Source organism: Stenotrophomonas cyclobalanopsidis (assembly GCF_008710035.1).
Taxonomy (GTDB): Bacteria; Pseudomonadota; Gammaproteobacteria; order Xanthomonadales; family Xanthomonadaceae; genus Stenotrophomonas; species Stenotrophomonas cyclobalanopsidis.
In genome coordinates this window covers 98,700-122,704 of the sequence record NZ_VYKI01000002.1, presented here as the reverse complement: position 1 = coordinate 122,704, position 24,005 = coordinate 98,700, and the positions used below count along the sequence as shown (strand labels likewise).

The following is a 24,005-nucleotide window of genomic DNA, read 5'->3' as shown; positions in this document are numbered from 1 at the left end:
GTCGAAAATGTCGAAGACCCATGAAATCAAGGTCACCAAGCGTGAACTGCAGCGTAAGGGTGCGAGCCGCCGCCTGCGTCACGCTGGTGTGATCCCGGCCATCGTGTACGGCGGCACCGCCGAGCCGGTCGCCATCAGCCTGGACCACAACGAAATCTGGCTGGCCCAGCAGAACGAGTGGTTCTACGCCTCCATCCTGGACCTGAACCTGGATGGCAAGGTCGAGCGCGTGCTGCTGCGTGATATGCAGCGCCACCCGTACAAGCAGCTGATCATGCACCTGGACTTCCTGCGCGTGAACGAGAACGAAGCCCTGACCGCTTCGGTTCCGCTGCACTTCATCAACGAAGACACCTCGCCGGCTGGCAAGGCTGCCGACGTCGTGGTCACCCACGAACTGAAGGAAGTCACCATCAGCTGCCTGCCGAAGGACCTGCCGGAGTCGATCGAGGTCGACCTGGCCGATCTGAACGCTGGCGACGTGGTGTACCTGTCCAACATCAAGCTGCCGAAGGGCGTGGAAATCCCGGCCCTGGCGCTGGGCAAGGACCACGACGACGCCATCGTCACCGCCAAGCACGGCAAGGAAGACGCTGCCGACGCTGAAGCTCCGGCTGCCGAGTAATACCGTAGCGGTGCCTGCCTCCGGGCAGGCACCGTTCTGGAAGGAACCATGGCAGGACTGCGACTGATCGTCGGTCTGGGCAATCCCGGATCGGAACACGCCCGGACCCGGCACAATGCCGGGTTTCATTTCGTTGAGGCCCTGGCCGAAAAAGCCGGTGCACGCTGGAATGTGGACAGTAAGCTGTTCGGCGAGACCGCCAAGGTCGAGATCGCCGGGCAGACCGTGTGGCTGCTGAAGCCGGCCACCTTCATGAACCTCAGCGGCAAGTCGGTCACCGCCGCACAGCGGTTCTGGAAGATCGAGCCGGAGGAAACCCTGCTGGCCCACGACGAACTGGACCTGCCGCCCGGCGCGGTTCGGCTGAAGTTCGACGGCGGCCACGGCGGCCAGAACGGCCTGCGTGACACCATGCGCCTGCTCGGCCACGGCAAGTTCCACCGCCTGCGCGTGGGCATCGGCCATCCCGGCCACAAGGACCGCGTGGTGGGCTGGGTGCTCGGCCGTCCGTCCAGCGACGACGACGTGCTGATCGCACGCGCCATCGACGATGCGATCGACGTGCTGCCGCTGGCGGTACAGGGCGATTTCAACGAAGCAATGAAGCGGCTGCACACCCCGAAGTAACCGGTCCGGTACCGACCGTTGGTCGTCCAGATCGGTAGGTACCGACCGTTGGTCGGTACGGAATCAACCAGGCCGGTAGGTACCGACCGTTGGTCGGTACGGAATCAACCAGACCGGTAGGTACCGAACGTTGGTCGGTACGGAATCAACCAGGCCGGTAGGTACCGACCGTTGGTCGGTACGGAGAATGATTGGAAAAGCAGCGCCCACCTCGCTGCTTCCCCAATCACTTTCACCCCAGAGAGCTGTCACCCATGGGTATCAAATGCGGCATCGTCGGCCTGCCCAACGTCGGTAAGTCGACCCTGTTCAACGCGCTGACCAAGGCGGGCATCGCCGCGGCGAACTTCCCGTTCTGCACCATCGAACCGAACGTCGGCATCGTGCCGGTGCCGGACCCGCGCCTGGGTGAGCTGGCGGCGATCATCAACCCGCAGAAGGTCATCCCGACCGCGGTCGAGTTCGTCGACATCGCCGGCCTGGTCGCAGGTGCGGCAAGCGGCGAAGGCCTGGGCAACAAGTTCCTGGCGCACATCCGCGAAGTCGATGCGATCACCCACGTGGTGCGCTGCTTCGAGAACGCCGACGTCATCCACGTCAACAACAAGGTCGACCCGATCTCGGACATCGAAACCATCGATACCGAACTGGCCCTGGCCGACCTGGACAGCGTCGAGAAGGCACTGAACCGTGCCGAGCGCGCGGCAAAGGGTGGCGACAAGGAAGCGGCCGCGCGCAAGCCGGTGCTGGCCAAGCTGCAGGCCGCCCTGGCCGACGGCAAGTCCGGTCGTTCGGTCGGCCTGGAAGAGGAAGAGAAGGCGCTGGTCCGTGACCTTTTCCTGCTGACCCTGAAGCCGGTGATGTACATCGCCAACGTGCTGGAAGACGGCTTCGAGAACAACCCGCACCTGGACGCCGTGCGCGCCCACGCCGCCGCCGAAGGCGCGCAGGTGGTGCCGGTGTCGGCCGCGATCGAAGAAGAGCTGTCCCAGCTCGACGACGAAGATCGCGACACCTTCCTGGCCGACCTCGGCCTGAGCGAGCCGGGCCTGAACCGCGTGATCAACGCGGCCTACAGCCTGCTGGGCCTGCAAACCTACTTCACCGCTGGCGTGAAGGAAGTCCGCGCGTGGACCGTGCGCAAGGGCGCCACCGCCCCGCAGGCCGCCGCGGTCATCCACACCGACTTCGAGAAGGGCTTCATCCGCGCCGAAACCATCGCGTATGACGACTTCATCAAGTACAAGGGCGAAGCCGGCGCCAAGGAAGCCGGTCGCCTGCGCCTGGAAGGCAAGGAATACCGCGTGCAGGAAGGCGACGTGCTGCACTTCCGCTTCAACGTCTGATCCAGCCGCATCGGATCGACCCCGGACGCCCCGCCTCGAGCGGGGCGTCCGCGTTTCCGGCATCGGTTTCTGCGCTGGACAAAAAATGACCATGCTCTGAAACGCCTGCAGCGCAATGTTCGCACCCACTTGTCCACACCAAACCCCCACCGCTTTCCACGCGCGGTGTGGAAAACCCAGCGTGTCGCTGTAGAGCCGAGCCCATGCTCGGCTGATGCCAGCCGGAGCCGAGCATCGGCTCGGTTCTACAGAAGCTTGCGCGCACTGTGGACAAAATTTCACCATGCCTGAAAACGCCTGCGGCGTAACGCTCGCACCCACTTGTCCACATCAAGTTCCCATCGCTCTCCACGTACCGTGTGGAAAACCGCTGGCGCCGTGGACAAAAAATCACCATGCCCGGAAACGCCTGCGGCGCAATGCTCGCGCCCACTTGTCCACACCAAGTTCCCATCGCTTTCCACGCGTCGTGTGGAAAACATGGCGCCGCCCGCTCTGGTGCTCATCTACCAAGGCCAGGTTCCCATCGCCTCTTGTGCACTGGTAGTCGCCCACCTTGGTGGGCGCGCGGCGAAGCGGAGCCCACCAAGGTGGGCATCTACCAAAGCGGTGTGCATAAACAACAAGGCCCGCCAATGGCGGGCCGTGTCGTCCACGTCCTGCGAAAACGCGCTTACAACGCGCTGCCGCCGAACTTGTGGGTGTACTGCAGGTTGATCGTGCGGCCGACGCTGTCGAACCAGGACACGTCGTAGTACGGGTAGGCCGTGTAGGTGGCGTCCTTCGGCGGCATCTTGTTGAACACGTTGACCACCGACAGCGACAGGCGCGAGTGGTCGTCGAAGCGATACTGCACCGACGCGTTGTAACGGTAGGTGGCCTTGATGTACGGGCTGTCGCCGCTGTCCGGGTCGAACACCTGGTCGTAGCTGTCCGAGTTCGGCAGCTTGCCCAGGCGCGAGCCGTACACGGTGGCCGACCACGCATCCTTCTCCCAGGTCACGCTGACGCTGGTCTTGGTGCGCGGGATGTCGAAGCCGCTGTTCACCGCGAACTGGTCTTCGATGGGGTCGCCCGGGTAGCGCTGGAAATCATGCTCCTTCACCCAGGTGTGGGTGCCGTTGAAGATGAAGTCACCGGCACCGGTCTGCAGGCGGTAGCGCAGGCCCACGTCGATGCCCGAGGTCGACTCGCGCGCCACGTTGATCGGGTTGACGTACACGCCGTACAGGCGGCCGTCGGCGTTGCGGGTCACCCGCGCCAGCGCGTCCACGCAGGTCGGCGAGGTGATGTCGGCGTCGCCCAGGCGGCAGTTCGCTTCGCTGGCCAGGATCGTGCGCACGTCCATGTCCTGCACCTGCTTGCGCATGTCGATGTCGAACCAGTCCACCGACAGGTCCAGGCCGGCGGCCGGCGACCATACGAAGCCTGCGCTCCACGAGGTGCTGGTTTCCGGGTCGAGCTCGCGGTTGCCGCTGCGGCTGCGGATCACGTTGCGCTCGTAGTCGGAGCAGTCATCGGCGTCGTCGGCACGGCAGCTGTACAGATCTTCGGCCGTGGTCTCGTCGTTGCCCGGGCCGGCGAACACATAGTGCAGGTCCGGCGCACGGAACGCGGTGCCGTAGGAGCCGCGCACCAGCAGGCTGTCCACTGGACGCCACTCCAGGCCGCCGCTCCAGGTCGCCTTGCCGATGGTATGGCCGGAGTAGCGGTACTGGTCGTAACGGCCGGCCACGCTCAGGTTCAGCGTGTCGTGCAGCGGCAGGCGCAGCTCGGCGGCGGTCGCCCAGCGGTTGCGCGACCCCTTGCCGTCCGAATCCTTCCAGCTGTAATAGTAGTACTCGGTCGCCAGCGGATCGGGATTCAACGCGTAGGCCTGCTGGCCCACTTCCACAGTCGCGGCGAAGCCCGCATCGCCGCCGGGCAGGCCGAACAGCGCACCGTTGGTCAGGGTCAGCGCCGCCGTCTCGGTGCGCGATTTCGGCGTGTAGGTCGTGCGCGCGGCGATCGACTCGTACTCGGCGCGGGTCAGCGGCCGGTACAGGCGCGACGGGTCGGCGTTGTAGATCGGGAAGCCATCATCGTCCTCGCCCAGCTGCGGCCCCAGGAACAGGTCGTTGGCCTTGGCGGCAATGATCTGCGGCCAGCTGATCCGCGACTGGTACTGCGAATGGCTCAGCGCCGCTTCGTAATCCCAGTTGCCCGCCAGGTTGCCCTTGAAGCCGGTGGTCACGCTGAAGGTCTTCTGCGTGCTGCGCACCATGGCGTTGCGCAGGCCCCCCATTTCCTCGGGCGAGAACTGGCGCTGCCAGAATTCGATCTCGCCGGTGGCCTCGTTGTTGAAGTAGCCCGACTCATCGCCATCGGCCGCCATGCGTCCCCACGAGGTGACGTCGCGCATCAGCGCCAGCGTGTGGTATCCCATCTGCACGTCGGCAAACCACTGCTGGCCGTTGTCGAAGTCGTAGCTCAGCGAGGCATAGCCGTTGGCGCCGCGGCGCTTGCTGAGGATGGTGCCGTAGCCAATCGACGCGTCGCTGCCGCAGTAGTAGCCATAGCGCGGGCGGAAGGCGTGGTAGGTGCTGCCCTGGTTCTGCCCGGCCAGCGCTTCGCAGGTGGCCGCGCCCGGGTCCAGGTAGTCATCGTTGTAGTCGGTGCGCAGGTAGGAGCGGCGTGCGATGCGCGAGCCTTCGGTCGGCCCGTCCTGGGTCGAATCCTGGATGTCGCGCTCATAGGCCCACAGTGGCGTCTGCGACTGCAGCTCCACGCTGTAGACCGCATTGAAGTTGCCCTTGCTGAAGCCGCTGGACAGGCTCATGTCGAACGACTCGCCGCCGCCTTCGCTGGTGGTGCCCATGCGCACGTCGACGGTGGTGCCGTCGGCCTTCTTCTTCAGGATGAAGTTGACCACGCCGGCGATCGCATCCGAGCCGTAGATGGCCGAGGCGCTGCCGGTCAGCACTTCGATGCGGTCGATCATGCCCAGCGGGATGTTGGACACGTCGGTGAAGTTGCTGCGGCCCTGGAAGGGCATCGGGAAATCGGCGATGCGGCGGCCGTTGACCAGCACCAGGGTGTGGTTCGGGCCCAGCCCGCGCAGGTCGACCTGCTGTGCGCCCGGCGAGAAGTCGGCGCCGCTGGAGGACTGCTGGCTCTGGGTCTCGCCGCCGTTCTGGGTCATCGCACGCAGCACGTCAGGCACCGTGGTGAAGCCGCTGGAGCGGATCTCCTCGGCATTGATCACCGTGATCGGTGCCGGGCCTTCCACCTGCGCGCGCGGGATGCGCGAACCGGTTACCTGGACTGCATCAAGTTGCTGCACCGAAGAGGAGCCGGGGCCCTGGGCCGCTGCCGAGGCAGCAACACCCATCAACGCCAGCTGGATCGACCACGCCATCGCCTGTCTACGCATGAGAAATATCTCGGGAATGAAGCCGGCCCGCAGAGGAGGGGCCCTGTCCCCCATTCACAATCCGGAATGGGCGCGCGCATTTAACGCTTTTTTCATGCTCTTGACTACAGGTCTTTCATCTGGCAAAGAGTGAAAACGGTTGCAAGCCAATTCTGTTCAGGGAGATCTACGATGAGTTCCCTTGTCCGCCGATTCTGGTCAAGCCTCGTGCTGGGGCTGGTGCTGGCCGTGATGGCCCCGCTGGCGTCGGCGCGGGACTCCCGCGACCTGCATTCCTCCGGTTTCGATTATTACGAGATTGGCGACCTGGATGCACCCCGTCCCGGTCCACGCGCCCCAGCGATGATGCTGATGGGCGGCGGCGAGTGGGTGCCCGAGGCCTTCCAGTGGTGGCTGCGGCAGGCCGGCAACGGCCGCGTGCTGATCCTGCGCGCATCCGGTGCCGATGAACTGCAGGAACGCCTGTACCGCGATATCGGCGGCACCACCGCCGTGCAGACCCTGGTGTTCGACAACCGCCGCGGTGCCGACGATCCGGCCGTGCTGCGCGTGGTTGCCGCCGCCGATGCCATCTTCATCGCCGGCGGTGACCAGTCACGCTACATCCGCTTCTGGAAGGGCACGGCGCTCAACCGTGCGCTCAATGCGCATGTCCGCGCCGGCAAGCCGATTGCCGGCACCAGCGCCGGGCTGGCGATCCTTGGCGGCTATGCCTACGGCGCGCTCGATGGCGGCAGCATCACCTCGGCCGGCGCGCTGGCCGACCCGATGGGCAGCGCGGTCACCCTGGACAGCGGCTTCCTGCACATGCCCTACCTGCAGCGCGTGGTTACCGATACCCACTTCGACAAGCGCGACCGGCTCGGACGCCTGATCGTGTTCGTGGCCCGCGCCGCGCAGGAAAGTGGTGATCCGGACATGGTCGGCATCGGCGTGGACGAGGACACCGCGCTGTGCGTGGAGCCCGACGGCCAGGCCCAGGTCTACAGCGCCGATGGCCAGGGCAAGGTCTGGGTGGTCAGCCCCGGCCGCGACGCCGACCGGATGGTCGAAGGCGAGCCATTGCAGTTCCATGCCGTGCCGGTCACCGTGGTCGCCAGCGGTGGCCGCCTGCGCCTGGATGACTTCCAGGCCGACGTCGACTACCACGCCATGGCCGACATCACCGACGGCGAGATCGAAATCACGCGCCGGTAGTGCCGGACCATGCCCGGCGGCCTTGCCGCATCGCTCTTTCCGTCGGGCGTGGCCCGGCGCTACCGAACTACACTCCTTGGAGACGTACCCGATGAAAATGCGCCTGGCGCTGTCTGCCCTGTTGTCCATGCCCCTGCTCGCGCAGGCAGCGCCGTCCACCTCGCCGCTGCTGGTCATCCATGGCGGGGCAGGGGTCGAGCGCAAGGATCTGTCGCCGGCCGAGGAGAAGGCTGCGCGCGCGGCGCTGAAGGCGGCGCTGTTGAAGGGGCATGCGGAACTGGCGGCGGGTCGTCCGGCGCTGGCGGCGGTCACCGCGGCGATCACCGTGCTCGAGGACGATCCCACCTTCAATGCAGGCAAGGGCGCGGTGTTCACCCATGACGGCCACAACGAACTGGACGCTTCGCTGATGGATGGCGCCACCCAGGCAGCCGGTGCGGTCGCGGGCGTGCAGCGCGTGCGCAACCCGATCCAGCTGGCGCAGCGGGTCATGCAGAAATCGCCGCACGTGATGATGGTCGGGCAGGGCGCCGAGGCGTTCGCGGTGGAGCAGGGTGTCAGCCTGGTGGATCCCTCGTATTTCCGCACCGACAAGCGCTGGCAGCAGCTGCAGCGCGCACTGAGGGAAGAGGCCGGCGGCCAGGCCCATGCCGATCTCGAAACCGCCAAGCATTTCGGCACCGTCGGTGCCGTCGCGCTGGATGCACAGGGGCATCTTGCAGCAGGCACGTCCACCGGCGGCATGACCAACAAGCGCTACGGGCGCGTGGGTGACTCACCGATCATCGGTGCCGGCACCTGGGCCGATGCGCGCTGCGCGGTGTCCGGCACCGGTTGGGGCGAGTACTACATCCGCACCGCAGCGGCGCACGAGATCTGTGCGCGCATGCGCTACCAGGGGCAGACGCCGGAGCAGGCCGGCAAGGGCGTCATCAACGACGCCATCCCGCAGATGGGTGGCGATGGCGGCGCCATCGTGCTGTCCGCAGATGGAAAAGCAGCCACGCCGTTCAACACGCAGGGCATGTATCGGGGCTGGATTGGCGCCGACGGAGTGCCCCATGTCGCAATTTTCGCCAGCGAGACCCTGGTGCTGCCGGGGCAATAACCTTGCGTATCAATGGGTTTGCGACAGCGTGTGAAAAAAACCGAAAAAAGCGTTGACAGCCCCCCGTTCCATCAGCAGAATAAGCGGCTCACCACCACGCACCGCAACGCTTCGGCGGCAACGGGATGGGGTGGTAAGGAGGGATACCCAAGCGGCCAACGGGGGCAGACTGTAAATCTGCTGGCTTACGCCTTCGGTGGTTCGAATCCACCTCCCTCCACCAGATTCACGTTGTGGCACATTCCCGGTGCGGGAGTAGTTCAATGGTAGAACCTCAGCCTTCCAAGCTGATGGTGCGGGTTCGATTCCCGTCTCCCGCTCCATTGAATGAACTTTGAATATTATCGAGTTCATGCCATAATGCACAACTCGCTCACATAGCTCAGTCGGTAGAGCACTTCCTTGGTAAGGAAGAGGTCGAAGGTTCGATTCCTTTTGTGAGCACCATCTTAAGCACCACACCAGACGAATTCGAGATAAGCAGCCATGGCCAAGGGTAAGTTCGAGCGCACCAAGCCGCACGTCAACGTCGGCACCATCGGTCACGTCGACCACGGCAAGACCACGCTGACCGCCGCACTGACCAAGATCGGCGCCGAGCGTTTCGGCGGCGAGTTCAAGGACTACTCGGCCATTGACGCCGCTCCGGAAGAGAAGGCTCGTGGTATCACGATCTCGACCGCGCACGTCGAATACGAATCCACCACCCGTCACTACGCCCACGTCGATTGCCCGGGCCACGCTGACTACGTCAAGAACATGATCACCGGTGCTGCCCAGATGGACGGCGCGATCCTGGTGTGCTCGGCCGCTGACGGCCCGATGCCGCAGACCCGCGAGCACATCCTGCTGTCGCGTCAGGTCGGCGTGCCGTACATCGTCGTGTTCCTGAACAAGGCCGACATGGTTGACGATGCCGAGCTGCTGGAACTGGTCGAAATGGAAGTCCGCGAGCTGCTGAGCAAGTACGACTTCCCGGGCGACGACACCCCGATCATCTCGGGTTCGGCCCGCCTGGCGCTGGAAGGCGACCAGAGCGACATCGGCGTGCCGGCCGTGATCAAGCTGGTCGAAGCTCTCGACAGCTGGATCCCGACCCCGGAGCGTGACGTCGACAAGCCGTTCCTGATGCCGGTGGAAGACGTGTTCTCGATCTCGGGCCGCGGCACCGTGGTGACCGGTCGTATCGAGCGCGGCGTGATCAAGGTCGGCGAAGAAATCGAAATCGTCGGCATCCGTCCGGTGCAGAAGACCACCGTGACCGGCGTCGAAATGTTCCGCAAGCTGCTGGACCAGGGCCAGGCAGGCGACAACGCCGGTCTGCTGCTGCGCGGCACCAAGCGTGACGACGTCGAGCGTGGCCAGGTCCTGGCCAAGCCGGGTTCGATCAAGCCGCACACCAAGTTCGACGCCGAAGTCTACGTGCTGTCGAAGGATGAAGGTGGCCGTCACACCCCGTTCTTCAAGGGCTACCGTCCGCAGTTCTACTTCCGTACCACCGACATCACCGGTGCGGTTGAGCTGCCGGAAGGCGTCGAGATGGTGATGCCGGGCGACAACATCAAGATGGTTGTCACCCTGATCAACCCGGTCGCAATGGACGCCGGCCTGCGCTTCGCAATCCGCGAAGGTGGTCGTACCGTCGGTGCCGGCGTCGTCGCCAGCATCCTCGAGTAAGCCTGCAAAGCCGGCGGTTGCATAGCGCTGCCGGTCGGGCGAGTGGCGGGCCGGGAACCTCGGTCCGCCTTCGCCGTCTAAGGGAAGGCAAGTTTCAATCTGTACGCCAGTAGCTCAATTGGCAGAGCAGCGGTCTCCAAAACCGCAGGTTGGGGGTTCGAGTCCCTCCTGGCGTGCCATCTGCCCACCTTATCCAGCGGTTCGGCCGCTAAAGCAGACATAGCCTGATGAATAGCAAGATCGAACACTCCAAGGACACCTCCACCCAGGGTGGGGATATCGTCAAGTACGCCCTCGCCACGCTGCTGGTGCTGGCTGGTCTGTTCGTCTGGTTCTGGTTCTCCGCTGACTCCGGTCGCGCTGCCCAGCTGGGCGCGTGGACGGGTCAGCTGCGTGCGTTGGCCGTTGTCGTGGGTCTGGCCGGTGGTATTGGTGTGTTCCTGCTGACCGGCAAGGGTCGTGATACCCGCGAGTTCCTCTCCGAGTCGCGCTTCGAGCTGCGCAAGGTGGTCTGGCCGACGCGCCAGGAAGCCACCCGCATGACCTGGGTCGTGATGGTTGTGGTGATCATCCTCAGTCTGCTGCTGGGTGGATTCGATTACGTCATTCAGCGGCTGGTCCAGCTGTTCCTGACCCGCTAAGGAGATTTGCATGAAGCGTTGGTACGTCGTTCACGCCTATTCGAGCTTCGAGAAGTCGGTTGCGCAGGCCCTGCGTGATCGCATCGTCCGTGATGGCATGGAAGAGCGCTTCGGCGATGTACTGGTCCCGACCGAAGAAGTGGTCGAGATGCGCGCTGGCCAGAAGCGCCGTTCCGAGCGCAAGTTCTTCCCGGGTTACGTGCTGGTCCAGATCGAGACCCACGAAGAAGCCGGCATCCCGCGCATCGACAATGAAAGCTGGCACCTCGTCAAGGAAACCCCGCGCGTCATGGGCTTCATCGGCGGCACCGCCGATCGTCCGCTGCCGATCGCCGATTCCGAGGCCGAGGCCATCCTGAACCGCGTTCAGGAAGGTGTCGAGAAGCCGCGTCCGAAGGTGCTGTTCGAGCCGGGCCAGATGGTCCGCGTCACCGACGGCCCGTTCAACGATTTCAATGGCGTCGTCGAAGAAGTCAACTACGAGAAGAGCCGTCTGCGCGTCTCGGTGCTGATCTTCGGTCGTGCCACTCCGGTCGAGCTCGAATTCGGCCAGGTCGAAAAGGCCGTCTGATCTGTCCGTAGAGTCGAGCTTGCTCGACTTTGCTGATCAGTCGAGCAAGCTCGACTCTACGCAACCAGGAACCGGGCATCGCCCGGTTTCGTTCTTTTACGTGTCGCTTCAGGCATGTGAAGAAAAAACCTGTTATAGTGCGCGGCTCCCCGCTGGGAAGCCAGCAGGACGAGGCCGCCGCAAGGTGGCCTTCAGCATGATTTCAAAACGCGATGCCGGGACGCGTGATTCCCGGTCCGATGGGGAGCCTGTTGTCGCAAGGCGCTAGCACCCGGAGAGCATACTCATGGCAAAGAAAGTTGTCGGTTACATCAAGCTGCAGGTGAAGGCCGGTCAGGCCAACCCCTCGCCGCCGGTCGGTCCTGCGCTGGGTCAGCGCGGCCTGAACATCATGGAATTCTGCAAGGCGTTCAACGCTGCCACGCAGAAGCTCGAGCCGGGTCTGCCGGTTCCGGTGATCATCACGGCCTATTCGGACCGTACGTTCACCTTCATCACCAAGAGCACCCCGGCCACCACCCTGCTGAAGAAGGCCGCTGGCATCTCGTCGGGCTCCAAGCGCCCGAACACCGAGAAGGTCGGCAAGGTCACCCGTAAGCAGCTGGAAGAGATCGCCAAGGCGAAGGAGCCGGATCTGACTGCCGCCGATCTGGACGCCGCCGTGCGTACCATCGCTGGCTCTGCCCGTTCCATGGGCCTCGTGGTGGAGGGTTAATCAGATGGCACAGAACAAGCGCGAAAAGGCCATCAAGGCCGCCGTTGTCCCGGGCAAGTCGTACGCCTTCGAAGACGCGATCAACATCCTGAAGACCGCCACCAAGGCCAAGTTCGTCGAGTCGATCGATGTCGCCGTGCGCCTGGGCGTCGATGCCAAGAAGTCCGACCAGCAGGTCCGTGGCTCCACCGTGCTGCCGGCTGGTACCGGCAAGTCGGTCCGCGTCGCCGTCTTCGCTCCGGCCGGTGCCAAGGCTGACGAAGCCCTGGCCGCTGGCGCCGAAGCCGTCGGTATGGACGATCTGGCCGAGAAGATGCAGGCCGGCGATCTGAACTACGACGTCGTCATCGCGACCCCGGACGCCATGCGCGTCGTCGGTAAGCTGGGCACCGTGCTGGGCCCGCGCGGCCTGATGCCGAACCCGAAGGTCGGCACCGTTTCCCCGAATCCGGGTGAAGCCGTGAAGAACGCCAAGTCGGGCCAGGTCCGTTACCGCACCGACAAGGCCGGTATCATCCACTGCACCATCGGCAAGGCCGACTTCGCCGAAGACGCGCTGAAGTCGAACCTGACCGCGCTGCTGCTGGACCTGATCAAGGCCAAGCCGGCGACCTCGAAGGGCACCTACCTGCAGAAGGTTTCGGTCAGCTCGACGATGGGCCCGGGCGTCACCGTCGACCAGTCGTCGCTGACCCTGAAGTAATTGTTTCAAGCGGTCACGGTACCCTCGGGCACCGTGACCGTGACATTTGAAGGCATCGCCGGCAGTTCGCTGCTGGCGGTAGCCGTCAAAGACCGCAGGCGCGGTCGTGGCAATACCGGCGACGGGCACGGAAGCTCGATATGGCAGGGAGTCGCCGCCGGAGCAGCAATGACCGCTTAATCGATTCTTCGGAATCAACCTGCGTAGATGGTGCCCTTCTGGAGTTTTTCTGGTTCACGCATTTCCGGGATTTTCCCTGATTGCCATCCAGGTCTGGAACGGCCCACCCCCCGGAACATCATTCCGATGTTCCCGGCGTCCAGGACGGATGCCGCACAGGACCGCGCACGGCAGGAGCCGTAAGCGGAGTTCAATTGGAGGAGTGCAATGGCTCTCAATCTGTCCCAGAAGCAAGAAGTAGTCGCGGAGCTGGCAGAAGTTGCTGGCAAGGCACACTCCTTGATCGCAGCCGAATACGCTGGCACCACGGTCGCCCAGATGACCGCGATGCGCAAGCAGGCTCGTGAAACCGGCGTTTTCTTGAAAGTTGTCAAGAACACCCTGGCTTCGCGTGCCGTTGAAGGCACCGAGTTCGCAGTCGCACAGGACCAGATGGTTGGTCCGCTGCTGTACGCGTTCTCGCTCGAGGAGCCCGGTGCAGCCGGTCGCCTGATCAAGGACGCCGCCAAGGGCAACGACAAGCTGAAGGCTAAAGTCGTCGCCATCGGTGGTGAAGTGTTCCCGGCAAGCCACGTCGACGTGTTGGCCTCGCTGCCGACCCGTGACCAGGCCCTGGCAATGCTGGCACGCGTCCTGACCGAACCGGTCACGATGTTCGCCCGCGCCATCAAGGCCATCGGTGACAAGCAGAACGGTGGCGAAGCCGCTGAAGCTGCTGAACCGGCCGCCGAGACCGCCTGAGTTTCGACTATTTAGTGGTTCCTCGCGGAACCTCATCCCAGAAAATCATCCAAAGGTAATTATCATGTCCCTTACCAACGAACAGATCGTCGACGCCATCGCCGAGAAGTCCCTGATGGAAGTGATGGAGCTGGTCAAGGCCATCGAAGAGAAGTTCGGCGTCTCCGCCGCTGCTCCGGTTGCCGCCGCTGTGGCTGGCCCGGCTGCCGTCGTTGAAGAGCAGACCGAATTCGTCGTCACCCTGAAGTCCGCTGGCGACAAGAAGGTTGAAGTCATCAAGGCCGTCCGCGCCATCACCGGCCTGGGCCTGAAGGAAGCGAAGGACCTGGCCGAAGCCGGCGGCGTCCTGAAGGACAACGCTTCGAAGGACGAAGCCGAGAAGATGAAGAAGGACCTGGAAGCTGCTGGCGCGACTGTCGAAGTCAAGTAAGCACTTCCCTTGCATCGTCATCGATTCACGGCGATGCAGCCAAGGCTGGGGGCGTAAGCCCCCGGCCTTTGGTCGTTTCATGCAATACACGATGTAAATGCGGAAAAAAGCCCAACACGGGCTGCGGTCACAACCTCGCCAGCCAGCGCCTCGCGCGGCAGCAGGGCAGTAGATGCAGACGAGTTGGCAGTTGGAAGTAGCAAGAGAAGGCGTGCTGGTGCCGGCAATACCAGCGACTTCCAACTGACAATTTCAAGTTTCCTTCGGGTCGTGGGCGCACGGCCCGCACAACAAGGTGGAAGACCTCATGACGTCCTATTCGTTCACCGAAAAAAAGCGTATCCGCAAGGATTTCGGCAAGCAGCGCTCGATCCTCGAAGTGCCGTTCCTGCTGGCCATCCAGGTGGACTCCTACCGTGATTTCCTGCAGGAAAACATCGATCCGGCCAAGCGCGCCGATTACGGCCTGCACGCTGCGCTGAAGTCGGTCTTCCCGATCGCCAGCTACAGCGGCAATGCCGCCCTGGAATACGTCGGCTACAAGCTGGGCGAGCCGGTCTTCGACGAGCGTGAGTGCCGTCAGCGTGGCATGAGCTACGGTGCGCCGCTGCGCGTGACCGTGCGCCTGGTCATCTACGACCGCGAGTCGTCGACCAAGGCCATCAAGTACGTGAAGGAGCAGGAGGTCTATCTGGGCGAAATCCCGCTGATGACCGAGAACGGCACCTTCATCGTCAACGGCACCGAGCGCGTCATCGTCTCGCAGCTGCACCGTTCGCCGGGCGTGTTCTTCGACCACGACCGTGGCAAGACCCACAGCTCGGGCAAGCTGCTGTACAGCGCCCGCATCATTCCTTACCGCGGTTCCTGGCTGGACTTCGAGTTCGACCCGAAGGACGCGCTGTTCACCCGTATCGACCGTCGCCGCAAGCTGCCGGTGTCGATCCTGCTGCGCGCGCTTGGCTACAGCAACGAAGAGATGCTGGCCGAGTTCTTCGAGATCAACACCTTCCACATCAACCCGGATGAAGGCGTCCAGCTGGAGCTGGTGCCGGAGCGCCTGCGTGGCGAAACCCTGGGCTTCGACCTCGCCGACGGCGACAAGGTCATCGTGGAAGCCGGCAAGCGCATCACCGCGCGTCACATCAAGCAGCTGGAAGCCTCGGGCATTGCCGCCCTGGCCGTGCCGGACGACTACATCGTCGGCCGCATCCTGTCGCACGACGTGGTCGATGCCTCGACCGGCGAACTGCTGGCCCAGGCCAACGACGAGATCAGCGACGAGCAGCTGCAGAACTTCCGCAAGGCCGGCGTCGATGCGGTGGGCACCCTGTGGGTGAACGACCTGGATCGTGGCCCGTACCTGTCCAACACCCTGCGCATCGATCCGACCAAGACCCAGCTGGAAGCCCTGGTCGAGATCTACCGCATGATGCGTCCGGGCGAGCCGCCGACCAAGGATGCCGCGCAGAACCTGTTCCACAACCTGTTCTTCACCTTCGAGCGCTACGACCTGTCCGCGGTCGGCCGGATGAAGTTCAACCGTCGCGTGGGCCGCAAGGAAACCACCGGCGAAGCCGTGCTGTATGACAGCAAGTACTTCGGCGAGCGCAACGACGAAGAGTCCAAGCGCCTGGTCGGTGCCCACGGCGACAGCTCCGACATCCTGGACGTGATCAAGGTCCTGACCGAGATCCGCAACGGTCGCGGCGTGGTCGATGACATCGATCACCTGGGCAACCGTCGCGTGCGTTCGGTCGGCGAAATGGCCGAGAACGTGTTCCGCGTCGGCCTGGTCCGCGTCGAGCGCGCGGTCAAGGAGCGCCTGTCGATGGCCGAGTCGGAAGGCCTGACCCCGCAGGAGCTGATCAACGCCAAGCCGGTTGCCGCTGCCATCAAGGAGTTCTTCGGCTCCTCGCAGCTGTCGCAGTTCATGGATCAGAACAACCCGCTGTCGGAAGTGACCCACAAGCGTCGCGTCTCGGCCCTGGGCCCGGGCGGCCTGACCCGCGAGCGCGCCGGCTTCGAAGTGCGCGACGTGCACCCGACCCATTACGGCCGCGTCTGCACCATCGAAACGCCGGAAGGCCCGAACATCGGCCTGATCAACTCGCTGGCCGTGTATGCCCGCACCAATAAGTACGGTTTCCTCGAAACCCCGTACCGCAAGGTCGTGGACGGCAAGGTCTTCGACGAAGTCGAGTTCCTGTCGGCCATCGAAGAAAACGAGTACGTCATTGCGCAGGCCAACGCCCTGACCAATGCCGACAGCGTGCTGACCGAGCAGTTCGTTCCCTGCCGTTTCCAGGGCGAATCGCTGCTGAAGCCGCCGGCGGAAGTCCACTTCATGGACGTCTCGCCGATGCAGACCGTATCGATCGCGGCCGCGCTGGTTCCGTTCCTGGAGCACGATGACGCAAACCGCGCACTGATGGGCGCGAACATGCAGCGTCAGGCCGTGCCGACCCTGCGTGCGCAGAAGCCGCTGGTCGGTACCGGCATCGAGCGCGCCGTGGCGCGTGACTCCGGTGTGACCGTCAACGCCCGTCGTGGTGGCGAGATCGTGCAGATCGACGCCGCGCGCATCGTGGTCAAGGTGGTCGAGGAAGAAATCGTCGGTGCCACCGACGCCGGCGTCGACATCTACAACCTGGTCAAGTACACCCGTTCGAACCAGAACACCTGCATCAACCAGCGTCCGCTGGTCCAGGTGGGTGACGTCATCGCCCGCGGCGACGTGCTGGCCGACGGTCCGTCCACCGACATCGGCGAACTGGCCCTGGGCCAGAACATGCTGATCGCGTTCATGCCGTGGAACGGCTACAACTTCGAAGACTCCATCCTGCTCTCCGAGCGCGTGGTGGAAGAGGATCGCTACACCACGATCCACATCGAAGAGCTGACCTGCGTCGCGCGTGACACCAAGCTGGGGCCGGAGGAAATCTCCGCCGACATCCCGAACGTTTCCGAGCAGGCGCTGAACCGCCTGGACGAAAGCGGCGTGGTGTACATCGGTGCGGAAGTCCGCGCCGGCGACATCATGGTCGGCAAGGTCACCCCGAAGGGCGAAAGCCAGCTGACCCCGGAAGAGAAGCTGCTGCGCGCGATCTTCGGCGAGAAGGCTTCGGACGTTAAGGACAGTTCGCTGCGCGTTCCGCCGGGCATGGACGGCACCGTCATCGACGTGCAGGTCTTCACCCGCGACGGCATCGAGAAGGACAAGCGCGCCCGCCAGATCGAAGAGTCTGAAATCAAGCGCGTCAAGAAGGACTTCGACGACCAGTTCCGCATCCTGGAAGCCGCCATCTACATGCGTCTGCGTTCGCAGATCGTGGGCAAGGTGGTCAACGGTGGTGCAGGCCTGAAGAAGGGCGACGTCATCTCCGACGCCTACCTGGACGGCCTGAAGAAGGCTGACTGGTTCGCCCTGCGCATGAAGGACGAGGACGCTTCGGAAGCCATCGAGCGCGCCCAGAAGCAGATCCAGGCGCACGAGAAGGAATTCGAGCGTCGCTTCGCCGACAAGCGCGGCAAGATCACCGCCGGCGACGACCTCGCCCCGGGCGTGCTGAAGATGGTCAAGGTGTTCCTGGCCGTGAAGCGGCGCATCCAGCCGGGCGACAAGATGGCAGGCCGCCACGGCAACAAGGGTGTGGTCTCCAACGTGGTGCCGGTCGAGGACATGCCGTACATGGCCTCGGGTGAAACCGTGGACATCGTGCTGAACCCGCTGGGCGTGCCGTCGCGCATGAACATCGGCCAGATCCTGGAAGTGCACCTGGGCTGGGCAGCCAAGGGCCTGGGTCGCAAGATCCAGGCGATGATGGAAGCCCAGGCTGCGGTTGCCGACCTGCGCAAGTTCCTGGACGACATCTACAACCACGACGACACCAACGTGGCCAACCGTGTCGACCTCTCGCAGTTCAGCGACGAGGAACTGCTGCGCCTGGCCCGTAACCTCACCGACGGCGTGCCGATGGCCACCCCGGTGTTCGACGGCGCCACCGAAGCGGAAATCAAGCGCATGCTGGAACTGGCCGACCTGCCGAGCAGTGGCCAGACCCAGCTGTACGACGGCCGCACCGGTGAAGCCTTCGACCGCCACACCACCGTCGGTTACATGCACTACCTGAAGCTGAACCACCTGGTCGACGACAAGATGCACGCCCGTTCGACCGGTCCGTACTCGCTCGTCACCCAGCAGCCGCTGGGCGGCAAGGCGCAGTTCGGCGGCCAGCGCTTCGGTGAAATGGAAGTCTGGGCGCTGGAAGCCTACGGCGCGGCCTACACCCTGCAGGAAATGCTGACGGTGAAGTCCGATGACGTGCAGGGCCGCAACCAGATGTACAAGAACATCGTCGACGGTGAGCACGAGATGGTCGCGGGCATGCCGGAATCCTTCAACGTGCTGGTGAAGGAAATCCGCTCGCTGGCCATCAACATGGAACTGGAAGACAACTGATCCATGCCGGCGCGGCGGTCCGCCGCCGCGCCGCTGGCAGTCAACTGAAAGCCCATCGACACAGCATTCCTCCTTCTGGAGAACACCATGAAAGACCTGCTCAACCTCTTCAACCAGCAGCGCCAGACGCTGGACTTCGACGCGATCAAGATCGCGCTGGCCTCGCCGGACCTGATCCGTTCGTGGTCCTTCGGCGAAGTGAAGAAGCCGGAAACCATCAACTACCGTACCTTCAAGCCGGAGCGTGACGGCCTGTTCTGCGCCGCCATCTTCGGGCCGGTCAAGGACTACGAGTGCCTGTGCGGCAAGTACAAGCGCATGAAGCACCGCGGCGTGGTCTGCGAGAAGTGCGGCACCGAGGTGACCCTGGCCAAGGTGCGCCGCGAGCGCATGGGCCATATCGATCTGGCCTCGCCGGTCGCGCACATCTGGTTCCTCAAGTCGCTGCCGTCGCGCATCGGCCTGATGCTGGACATGACCCTGCGTGACATCGAGCGCGTGCTGTACTTCGAAGCCTACGTGGTGACCGAGCCGGGCCTGACCGCCCTGGAGCGCCGCCAGCTGCTGACCGAAGAACAATACCTGACCGCCCGCCAGGAACACGGTGACGACTTCGACGCCGCCATGGGCGCCGAGGCCGTGTACGAACTGCTGCGCACCATCGACCTGCAGTCGGAAATGACCCGCCTGCGCGAGGAAATCGCCGCTACCGGTTCGGAAACCAAGCTGAAGCGCCTCACCAAGCGCATCAAGCTGATCGAAGCCTTCCTGGAATCGGGCAACCGTCCGGAATGGATGGTCATGACCGTGCTGCCGGTGCTGCCGCCGGACCTGCGTCCGCTGGTCCCGCTGGATGGCGGCCGCTTCGCGACCTCCGATCTGAACGACCTGTACCGCCGCGTCATCAACCGCAACAACCGCCTGCGCCGCCTGCTCGAACTGAGCGCGCCGGACATCATCGTGCGCAATGAAAAGCGCATGCTGCAGGAATCGGTCGATGCGCTGCTGGACAACGGCCGTCGCGGCCGTGCCATCACCGGCACCAACAAGCGCCCGCTGAAGTCGCTGGCCGACATGATCAAGGGCAAGCAGGGCCGCTTCCGCCAGAACCTGCTGGGCAAGCGCGTCGACTACTCGGGCCGTTCGGTCATCGTGGTCGGCCCGTACCTGCGCCTGCACCAGTGCGGCCTGCCGAAGAAGATGGCGCTCGAGCTGTTCAAGCCGTTCGTCTTCGCCAAGCTGCAGCGTCGTGGCCTGGCCACCACCATCAAGGCCGCCAAGAAGCTGGTCGAGCGCGAAGAAGCCGAAGTCTGGGACATCCTGGAAGAGGTCATCCGCGAACACCCGGTCATGCTGAACCGTGCGCCGACCCTGCACCGCCTGGGCATCCAGGCGTTCGAGCCGGTGCTGATCGAAGGCAAGGCCATCCAGCTGCACCCGCTGGTCTGCACCGCGTTCAACGCCGACTTCGACGGTGACCAGATGGCCGTCCACGTGCCGCTCTCGCTGGAAGCCCAGCTGGAAGCGCGTGCGCTGATGATGTCGACCAACAACATCCTGTCGCCGGCCAACGGCGAGCCGATCATCGTGCCGTCGCAGGACGTCGTGCTGGGTCTGTACTACATGACCCGCTCGCTGGAAAACAAGAAGGGCGAGGGCATGGCCTTCGCCAACATCGCCGAAGTCAAGCGCGCCTACGACAACCGCGTGGTGGAACTGCACGCACGCGTCAAGGTCCGCATCACCGAAGTGGTGACCGACGAAGAAGGCAACAAGCAGAACAAGACCTCGATCGTGGACACCACGATCGGTCGCGCCCTGCTGGCTGAAATCCTGCCGGAAGGCCTGCCGTTCGCGCTGGCCAACACCGAGCTGACCAAGAAGAACATCAGCCGCCTGATCAACTCCAGCTACCGCCAGCTGGGCCTGAAGGACACGGTCGTGTTCGCCGACAAGCTGATGTACACCGGCTTCGCTTACGCGACCCGCGCCGGCGTCTCCATCGGCATCGACGACATGCTGATCCCGGACGAGAAGAAGGGCATCCTCACCGAGGCCGAAGCCGAAGTGCTGGAAATCCAGGAGCAGTACCAGTCGGGCCTGGTCACCGCCGGCGAGCGCTACAACAAGGTGGTCGACATCTGGTCGCGCACCAATGAGCGCATCGCCAAGGCGATGATGGACACCATCGGTACCGAGAAGGTCGTCAATGCCAAGGGCGAGACCATCGACCAGAAGTCGATGAACTCGCTGTACATCATGGCTGACTCCGGTGCGCGTGGTTCGCAGGCGCAGATCCGTCAGCTGGCCGGCATGCGAGGCCTGATGGCGCGTCCGGACGGCTCGATCATCGAGACGCCCATCAAGGCGAACTTCCGCGAAGGCCTGAACGTGCAGGAGTACTTCAACTCCACCCACGGTGCCCGTAAGGGTCTGGCCGATACCGCACTGAAGACCGCGAACTCGGGTTACCTGACCCGTCGTCTGGTCGACGTCGCGCAGGACGTGGTCATCACCGAGGTGGATTGCGGTACCACCGAAGGCCTGATCATGACCCCGATCGTGGAAGGCGGCGACGTGGTCGAGCCGCTGAAGGATCGCGTGCTGGGTCGCGTGGTTGCCGAGGACGTGTTCCTGCCGGGCAACGACGAAGATCCGATCGTCACCCGCAACACCCTGCTCGACGAAGCCTGGGTGGCCAAGCTGGAAGATGCCGGCGTGCAGACCATCAAGGTCCGTTCGACCATCTCCTGCGAATCGGCCTTCGGTGTCTGCGGTCGCTGCTACGGCCGCGATCTGGCCCGTGGCCACATCGTCAACATCGGTGAAGCGGTCGGCGTCATCGCCGCCCAGTCCATCGGTGAGCCGGGTACCCAGCTGACCATGCGTACGTTCCACATCGGTGGTGCGGCGTCGCGAGCTGCTGCGGTCGACAACATCACCGTCAAGACCACCGGTTCGGTCAAGTTCAGCAACCTCAAGTCGGTCGAGCACGCCAATGGCTCGCTGGTGGCAGTGTCGCGCTCGGGCGAAATCTCGGTGCTCGATGCCCACGGCCGTGAGCGTGAGCGTTACAAGCTGCCGTACGGTTCGATGATCGCCTCCAAGGATGGCGATGCAGTGAAGGCTGGCCAGACCGTGGCCAACTGGGATCCGCATAACCACCCGATCGTGTCGGAAGTTGCCGGCTTCATCCGCTTCATCGACTTCGTCGACGGCATCACCGTCATCGAGAAGACCGATGAGCTGACCGGCCTGGCGTCGCGCGAAATCACCGATCCGAAGCGTCGTGGTACCCAGGCCAAGGACCTGCGCCCGATCGTGCGCATCGTCGACGCCAAGGGCAACGACCTGACCATCCCGGGCACCGATCTGCCGGCACAGTACCTGTTGCCGCCGCGTTCGATCGTCAACCTGCAGGACGGCGCCGCAGTGGGCGTGGGCGACGTCGTCGCCAAGATCCCGCAGGAAGCGTCGAAGACCCGCGACATCACCGGTGGTCTGCCGCGCGTGGCCGATCTGTTCGAAGCCCGCAAGCCGAAGGATCCGGCGGTGCTGGCCGAGCGTTCGGGCATCATCAGCTTCGGCAAGGACACCAAGGGCAAGCAGCGCCTGATCATCAAGGACACCGATGGTTCGGAACACGAAGAGCTGATCCCGAAGTACCGCCAGGTCATCGTGTTCGAAGGCGAGCATGTCACCAAGGGTGAAACCATCGTGGACGGCGAGCCGAGCCCGCAGGACATCCTGCGCCTGCTGGGTGTCGAACCGCTGGCTGCCTACCTGGTCAAGGAAATCCAGGACGTGTACCGCCTGCAGGGCGTGAAGATCAACGACAAGCACATCGAGGTCATCACCCGCCAGATGCTGCGCAAGGTCGAGATCACCGACCAGGGCAGCAGCAAGTTCCTGAACGGCGAACAGGTGGAGCGCCAGCGCGTAATCGAGGAGAATGCGCGCCTGTCGACCCGTAACGAGCTGCCGGCGCGCTTCGATCCGGTCCTGCTGGGTATCACCAAGGCATCGCTGGCGACCGAATCGTTCATCTCGGCCGCTTCCTTCCAGGAAACCACCCGCGTGCTGACCGAAGCTGCCGTCCGCGGCACCAAGGACAACCTGCGCGGCCTGAAGGAAAACGTCATCGTCGGCCGCCTGATCCCGGCCGGTACCGGTCTGTCGTACCACAGCAGCCGCCGCCGCGGCGCTTCGGGTCTCACCGACTCGGAGATGCAGGCCCTGACCGGCACCCCGGCAGCCGTCGAAGCCCCGGCCGTCGAAGCCGAAGCTGAACCGGCGTCTGGCGAAGAATGAGGTATCAGGTCCGGTCGGTAGAGTCGAGCTTGCTCGACTGCACCGGTCGGCCTTTGGGAAAGGGCAGGGGGGATCGTCCGCGATCCACCCGACCAACCTGAACGGGGTGCACGGAGGCTCCCCAGTAACGCTCCAGGATCAGGAACGGGCTTGACAGGAGGCGTTTGACTGCTTTCCTGACAGGTTGCTACAATCGTCTGTCTCAGCAGGCCAGAATTTTGGCCTGCTTTAACATTTCCGCATCTCTGGCCGGATTTCCGGCCACCAATCAGAAGAACCTACTGATGGCGACGATCAACCAGCTGGTCCGCAAGCCGCGGCAAGCTACCACGTACAAGAGTGCCTCGCCGGCGCTCGACAAGTGCCCGCAGCGCCGTGGCGTCTGCACGCGCGTTTACACCACCACCCCGAAGAAGCCGAACTCGGCTCTCCGCAAGGTTGCCAAGGTCCGCCTGACCAACCAGGAAGAAGTCATTTCCTACATCGGCGGCGAAGGCCACAACCTGCAGGAGCACTCCGTGGTCCTGATCCGTGGCGGTCGCGTCAAGGATCTGCCGGGTGTGCGTTACCACACCGTTCGTGGCTCGCTCGACGCCGCCGGCGTTGCCAAGCGTCGCCAGGCCCGTTCCAAGTACGGCGCCAAGCGTCCGAAGGCATAAGGAGAGACCACTATGTCGCGTAAGGGTAATACTCCGCAGCGTTCCGTCCTGCCGGATCCGAAGCACGGAAGCGAAACCATCGCCCGTTTCATCAACATGGTCATGCTGAGCGGCAAGAAGTCCGTCGCTGAAAAGATCGTGTACGGTGCCATGGACGTCATCTCCGAGAAGAACGCCAACTCGATCGAGCTGGTGCAGAAGGCTCTGGACAACGTCGCTCCGTCGGTCGAAGTGAAGTCGCGCCGTGTCGGTGGTGCCACCTACCAGGTGCCGGTCGAAGTGCGTGCATCGCGCAAGATGGCTCTGGCCATGCGCTGGCTGATCGACTCCGCGCGCAAGCGTGGTGAGAACACCATGCCGAAGAAGCTGGCTGCTGAACTGATCGACGCCTCGGAAAACCGTGGCGGCGCCATCAAGAAGCGCGAAGAAACCCACCGCATGGCCGAAGCCAACAAGGCCTTCGCCCACTACCGCTGGTGAGTTTGACGGCCTTGTAAAACAGGCAGGGCAGCACCACATCGGTGCTGCCTCGCGGCCCCGGAAGGGCTGCGCCAATCCGAAGGCCGCCGCAAGGCGGCGTTCGGCCATCCGAAATCCAAG

Annotated in this window: 17 protein-coding genes and 4 tRNA genes; 20 read left to right on the top strand and 1 reads right to left on the bottom strand. The window is 63.9% G+C overall.

Annotated features, from left to right (window positions below):
* The first annotated feature begins 7 nt into the window (after positions 1 to 7).
* The 3 genes from FJU31_RS02435 to ychF all read left to right on the top strand — a co-directional run bounded on the left by FJU31_RS02435 (position 8) and on the right by ychF (position 2,598).
* Positions 8 to 625 (top strand): 50S ribosomal protein L25/general stress protein Ctc, encoded by a 618-nt coding sequence (locus FJU31_RS02435; protein ID WP_150453323.1) that lies wholly within the window; start codon positions 8 to 10, stop codon positions 623 to 625.
* Positions 626 to 673: 48 nt separating this feature from the next.
* A complete protein-coding gene (gene pth, locus FJU31_RS02430) occupies positions 674 to 1,252 on the top strand; it encodes an aminoacyl-tRNA hydrolase (RefSeq protein ID WP_150453322.1) in 579 nt (192 codons plus the stop codon).
* Positions 1,253 to 1,506: 254 nt separating this feature from the next.
* Complete coding sequence (gene ychF, locus FJU31_RS02425) at positions 1,507 to 2,598, top strand: redox-regulated ATPase YchF (RefSeq protein ID WP_150453321.1); 1,092 nt, start codon at positions 1,507 to 1,509, stop codon at positions 2,596 to 2,598.
* A gap of 673 nt (positions 2,599 to 3,271) precedes the next feature.
* Here the strand turns inward: ychF and FJU31_RS02420 are convergent.
* Positions 3,272 to 6,010 (bottom strand): TonB-dependent receptor plug domain-containing protein, encoded by a 2,739-nt coding sequence (locus FJU31_RS02420; protein ID WP_150453320.1) that lies wholly within the window; start codon positions 6,008 to 6,010, stop codon positions 3,272 to 3,274.
* 171 nt (positions 6,011 to 6,181) lie between these two features.
* Between FJU31_RS02420 and FJU31_RS02415 the strand changes: the two genes are divergently transcribed.
* The 17 genes from FJU31_RS02415 to rpsG all read left to right on the top strand — a co-directional run bounded on the left by FJU31_RS02415 (position 6,182) and on the right by rpsG (position 23,885).
* Complete coding sequence (locus tag FJU31_RS02415; RefSeq protein ID WP_150453319.1) at positions 6,182 to 7,207, top strand: cyanophycinase; 1,026 nt, start codon at positions 6,182 to 6,184, stop codon at positions 7,205 to 7,207.
* A 91-nt stretch (positions 7,208 to 7,298) separates the two neighbouring features.
* A complete protein-coding gene (locus FJU31_RS02410; RefSeq protein ID WP_150453318.1) occupies positions 7,299 to 8,315 on the top strand; it encodes an isoaspartyl peptidase/L-asparaginase family protein in 1,017 nt (338 codons plus the stop codon).
* Positions 8,316 to 8,452: 137 nt separating this feature from the next.
* A tRNA-Tyr gene (locus FJU31_RS02405) sits at positions 8,453 to 8,538 on the top strand.
* 26 nt (positions 8,539 to 8,564) lie between these two features.
* Positions 8,565 to 8,638: transfer RNA gene (locus FJU31_RS02400), tRNA-Gly, on the top strand.
* 48 nt (positions 8,639 to 8,686) lie between these two features.
* Positions 8,687 to 8,762, top strand: a tRNA-Thr gene (locus FJU31_RS02395).
* 39 nt (positions 8,763 to 8,801) lie between these two features.
* Complete coding sequence (gene tuf / locus FJU31_RS02390) at positions 8,802 to 9,992, top strand: elongation factor Tu (protein ID WP_079220753.1); 1,191 nt, start codon at positions 8,802 to 8,804, stop codon at positions 9,990 to 9,992.
* 103 nt (positions 9,993 to 10,095) lie between these two features.
* Positions 10,096 to 10,171, top strand: a tRNA-Trp gene (locus FJU31_RS02385).
* A gap of 48 nt (positions 10,172 to 10,219) precedes the next feature.
* Complete coding sequence (gene secE / locus FJU31_RS02380; RefSeq protein ID WP_079220746.1) at positions 10,220 to 10,633, top strand: preprotein translocase subunit SecE; 414 nt, start codon at positions 10,220 to 10,222, stop codon at positions 10,631 to 10,633.
* Between the two features lie 10 nt (positions 10,634 to 10,643).
* Entirely contained in the window at positions 10,644 to 11,204 is a 561-nt protein-coding gene (nusG, locus tag FJU31_RS02375) for a transcription termination/antitermination protein NusG (RefSeq protein WP_150453317.1), read from the top strand.
* A 286-nt stretch (positions 11,205 to 11,490) separates the two neighbouring features.
* A complete protein-coding gene (gene rplK, locus FJU31_RS02370; RefSeq protein ID WP_004145248.1) occupies positions 11,491 to 11,919 on the top strand; it encodes a 50S ribosomal protein L11 in 429 nt (142 codons plus the stop codon).
* Positions 11,920 to 11,923: 4 nt separating this feature from the next.
* Positions 11,924 to 12,622, top strand: coding sequence for a 50S ribosomal protein L1 (rplA, locus tag FJU31_RS02365; protein ID WP_079220747.1), 699 nt, complete (start codon positions 11,924 to 11,926; stop codon positions 12,620 to 12,622).
* A 387-nt stretch (positions 12,623 to 13,009) separates the two neighbouring features.
* Positions 13,010 to 13,543, top strand: coding sequence for a 50S ribosomal protein L10 (rplJ, locus tag FJU31_RS02355; protein ID WP_150453316.1), 534 nt, complete (start codon positions 13,010 to 13,012; stop codon positions 13,541 to 13,543).
* 64 nt (positions 13,544 to 13,607) lie between these two features.
* On the top strand, positions 13,608 to 13,973 hold the full coding sequence (gene rplL / locus FJU31_RS02350; protein ID WP_108767846.1) for a 50S ribosomal protein L7/L12: 366 nt from the start codon (positions 13,608 to 13,610) through the stop codon (positions 13,971 to 13,973).
* Positions 13,974 to 14,280: 307 nt separating this feature from the next.
* Positions 14,281 to 18,435, top strand: coding sequence for a DNA-directed RNA polymerase subunit beta (gene rpoB / locus FJU31_RS02345; RefSeq protein ID WP_108758330.1), 4,155 nt, complete (start codon positions 14,281 to 14,283; stop codon positions 18,433 to 18,435).
* 87 nt (positions 18,436 to 18,522) lie between these two features.
* Positions 18,523 to 22,746 (top strand): DNA-directed RNA polymerase subunit beta', encoded by a 4,224-nt coding sequence (gene rpoC, locus FJU31_RS02340; protein WP_150453315.1) that lies wholly within the window; start codon positions 18,523 to 18,525, stop codon positions 22,744 to 22,746.
* A 284-nt stretch (positions 22,747 to 23,030) separates the two neighbouring features.
* Entirely contained in the window at positions 23,031 to 23,405 is a 375-nt protein-coding gene (gene rpsL, locus FJU31_RS02335) for a 30S ribosomal protein S12 (RefSeq protein WP_004145320.1), read from the top strand.
* Positions 23,406 to 23,417: 12 nt separating this feature from the next.
* Entirely contained in the window at positions 23,418 to 23,885 is a 468-nt protein-coding gene (rpsG, locus tag FJU31_RS02330) for a 30S ribosomal protein S7 (RefSeq protein ID WP_150453314.1), read from the top strand.
* Positions 23,886 to 24,005 lie beyond the last annotated feature (120 nt).

Bases quoted from the DNA above. Each gene is read 5' to 3' on its own strand.
- FJU31_RS02435 (WP_150453323.1), top strand. From the start codon at position 8: ATGTCGAAGACCCATGAAATCAAGGTCACCAAGCGTGAACTGCAGCGT.
- pth (WP_150453322.1), top strand. From the start codon at position 674: ATGGCAGGACTGCGACTGATCGTCGGTCTGGGCAATCCCGGATCGGAA.
- ychF (WP_150453321.1), top strand. From the start codon at position 1,507: ATGGGTATCAAATGCGGCATCGTCGGCCTGCCCAACGTCGGTAAGTCG.
- FJU31_RS02420 (WP_150453320.1), bottom strand. From the start codon at position 6,010: ATGCGTAGACAGGCGATGGCGTGGTCGATCCAGCTGGCGTTGATGGGT.
- FJU31_RS02415 (WP_150453319.1), top strand. From the start codon at position 6,182: ATGAGTTCCCTTGTCCGCCGATTCTGGTCAAGCCTCGTGCTGGGGCTG.
- FJU31_RS02410 (WP_150453318.1), top strand. From the start codon at position 7,299: ATGAAAATGCGCCTGGCGCTGTCTGCCCTGTTGTCCATGCCCCTGCTC.
- tuf (WP_079220753.1), top strand. From the start codon at position 8,802: ATGGCCAAGGGTAAGTTCGAGCGCACCAAGCCGCACGTCAACGTCGGC.
- secE (WP_079220746.1), top strand. From the start codon at position 10,220: ATGAATAGCAAGATCGAACACTCCAAGGACACCTCCACCCAGGGTGGG.
- nusG (WP_150453317.1), top strand. From the start codon at position 10,644: ATGAAGCGTTGGTACGTCGTTCACGCCTATTCGAGCTTCGAGAAGTCG.
- rplK (WP_004145248.1), top strand. From the start codon at position 11,491: ATGGCAAAGAAAGTTGTCGGTTACATCAAGCTGCAGGTGAAGGCCGGT.
- rplA (WP_079220747.1), top strand. From the start codon at position 11,924: ATGGCACAGAACAAGCGCGAAAAGGCCATCAAGGCCGCCGTTGTCCCG.
- rplJ (WP_150453316.1), top strand. From the start codon at position 13,010: ATGGCTCTCAATCTGTCCCAGAAGCAAGAAGTAGTCGCGGAGCTGGCA.
- rplL (WP_108767846.1), top strand. From the start codon at position 13,608: ATGTCCCTTACCAACGAACAGATCGTCGACGCCATCGCCGAGAAGTCC.
- rpoB (WP_108758330.1), top strand. From the start codon at position 14,281: ATGACGTCCTATTCGTTCACCGAAAAAAAGCGTATCCGCAAGGATTTC.
- rpoC (WP_150453315.1), top strand. From the start codon at position 18,523: ATGAAAGACCTGCTCAACCTCTTCAACCAGCAGCGCCAGACGCTGGAC.
- rpsL (WP_004145320.1), top strand. From the start codon at position 23,031: ATGGCGACGATCAACCAGCTGGTCCGCAAGCCGCGGCAAGCTACCACG.
- rpsG (WP_150453314.1), top strand. From the start codon at position 23,418: ATGTCGCGTAAGGGTAATACTCCGCAGCGTTCCGTCCTGCCGGATCCG.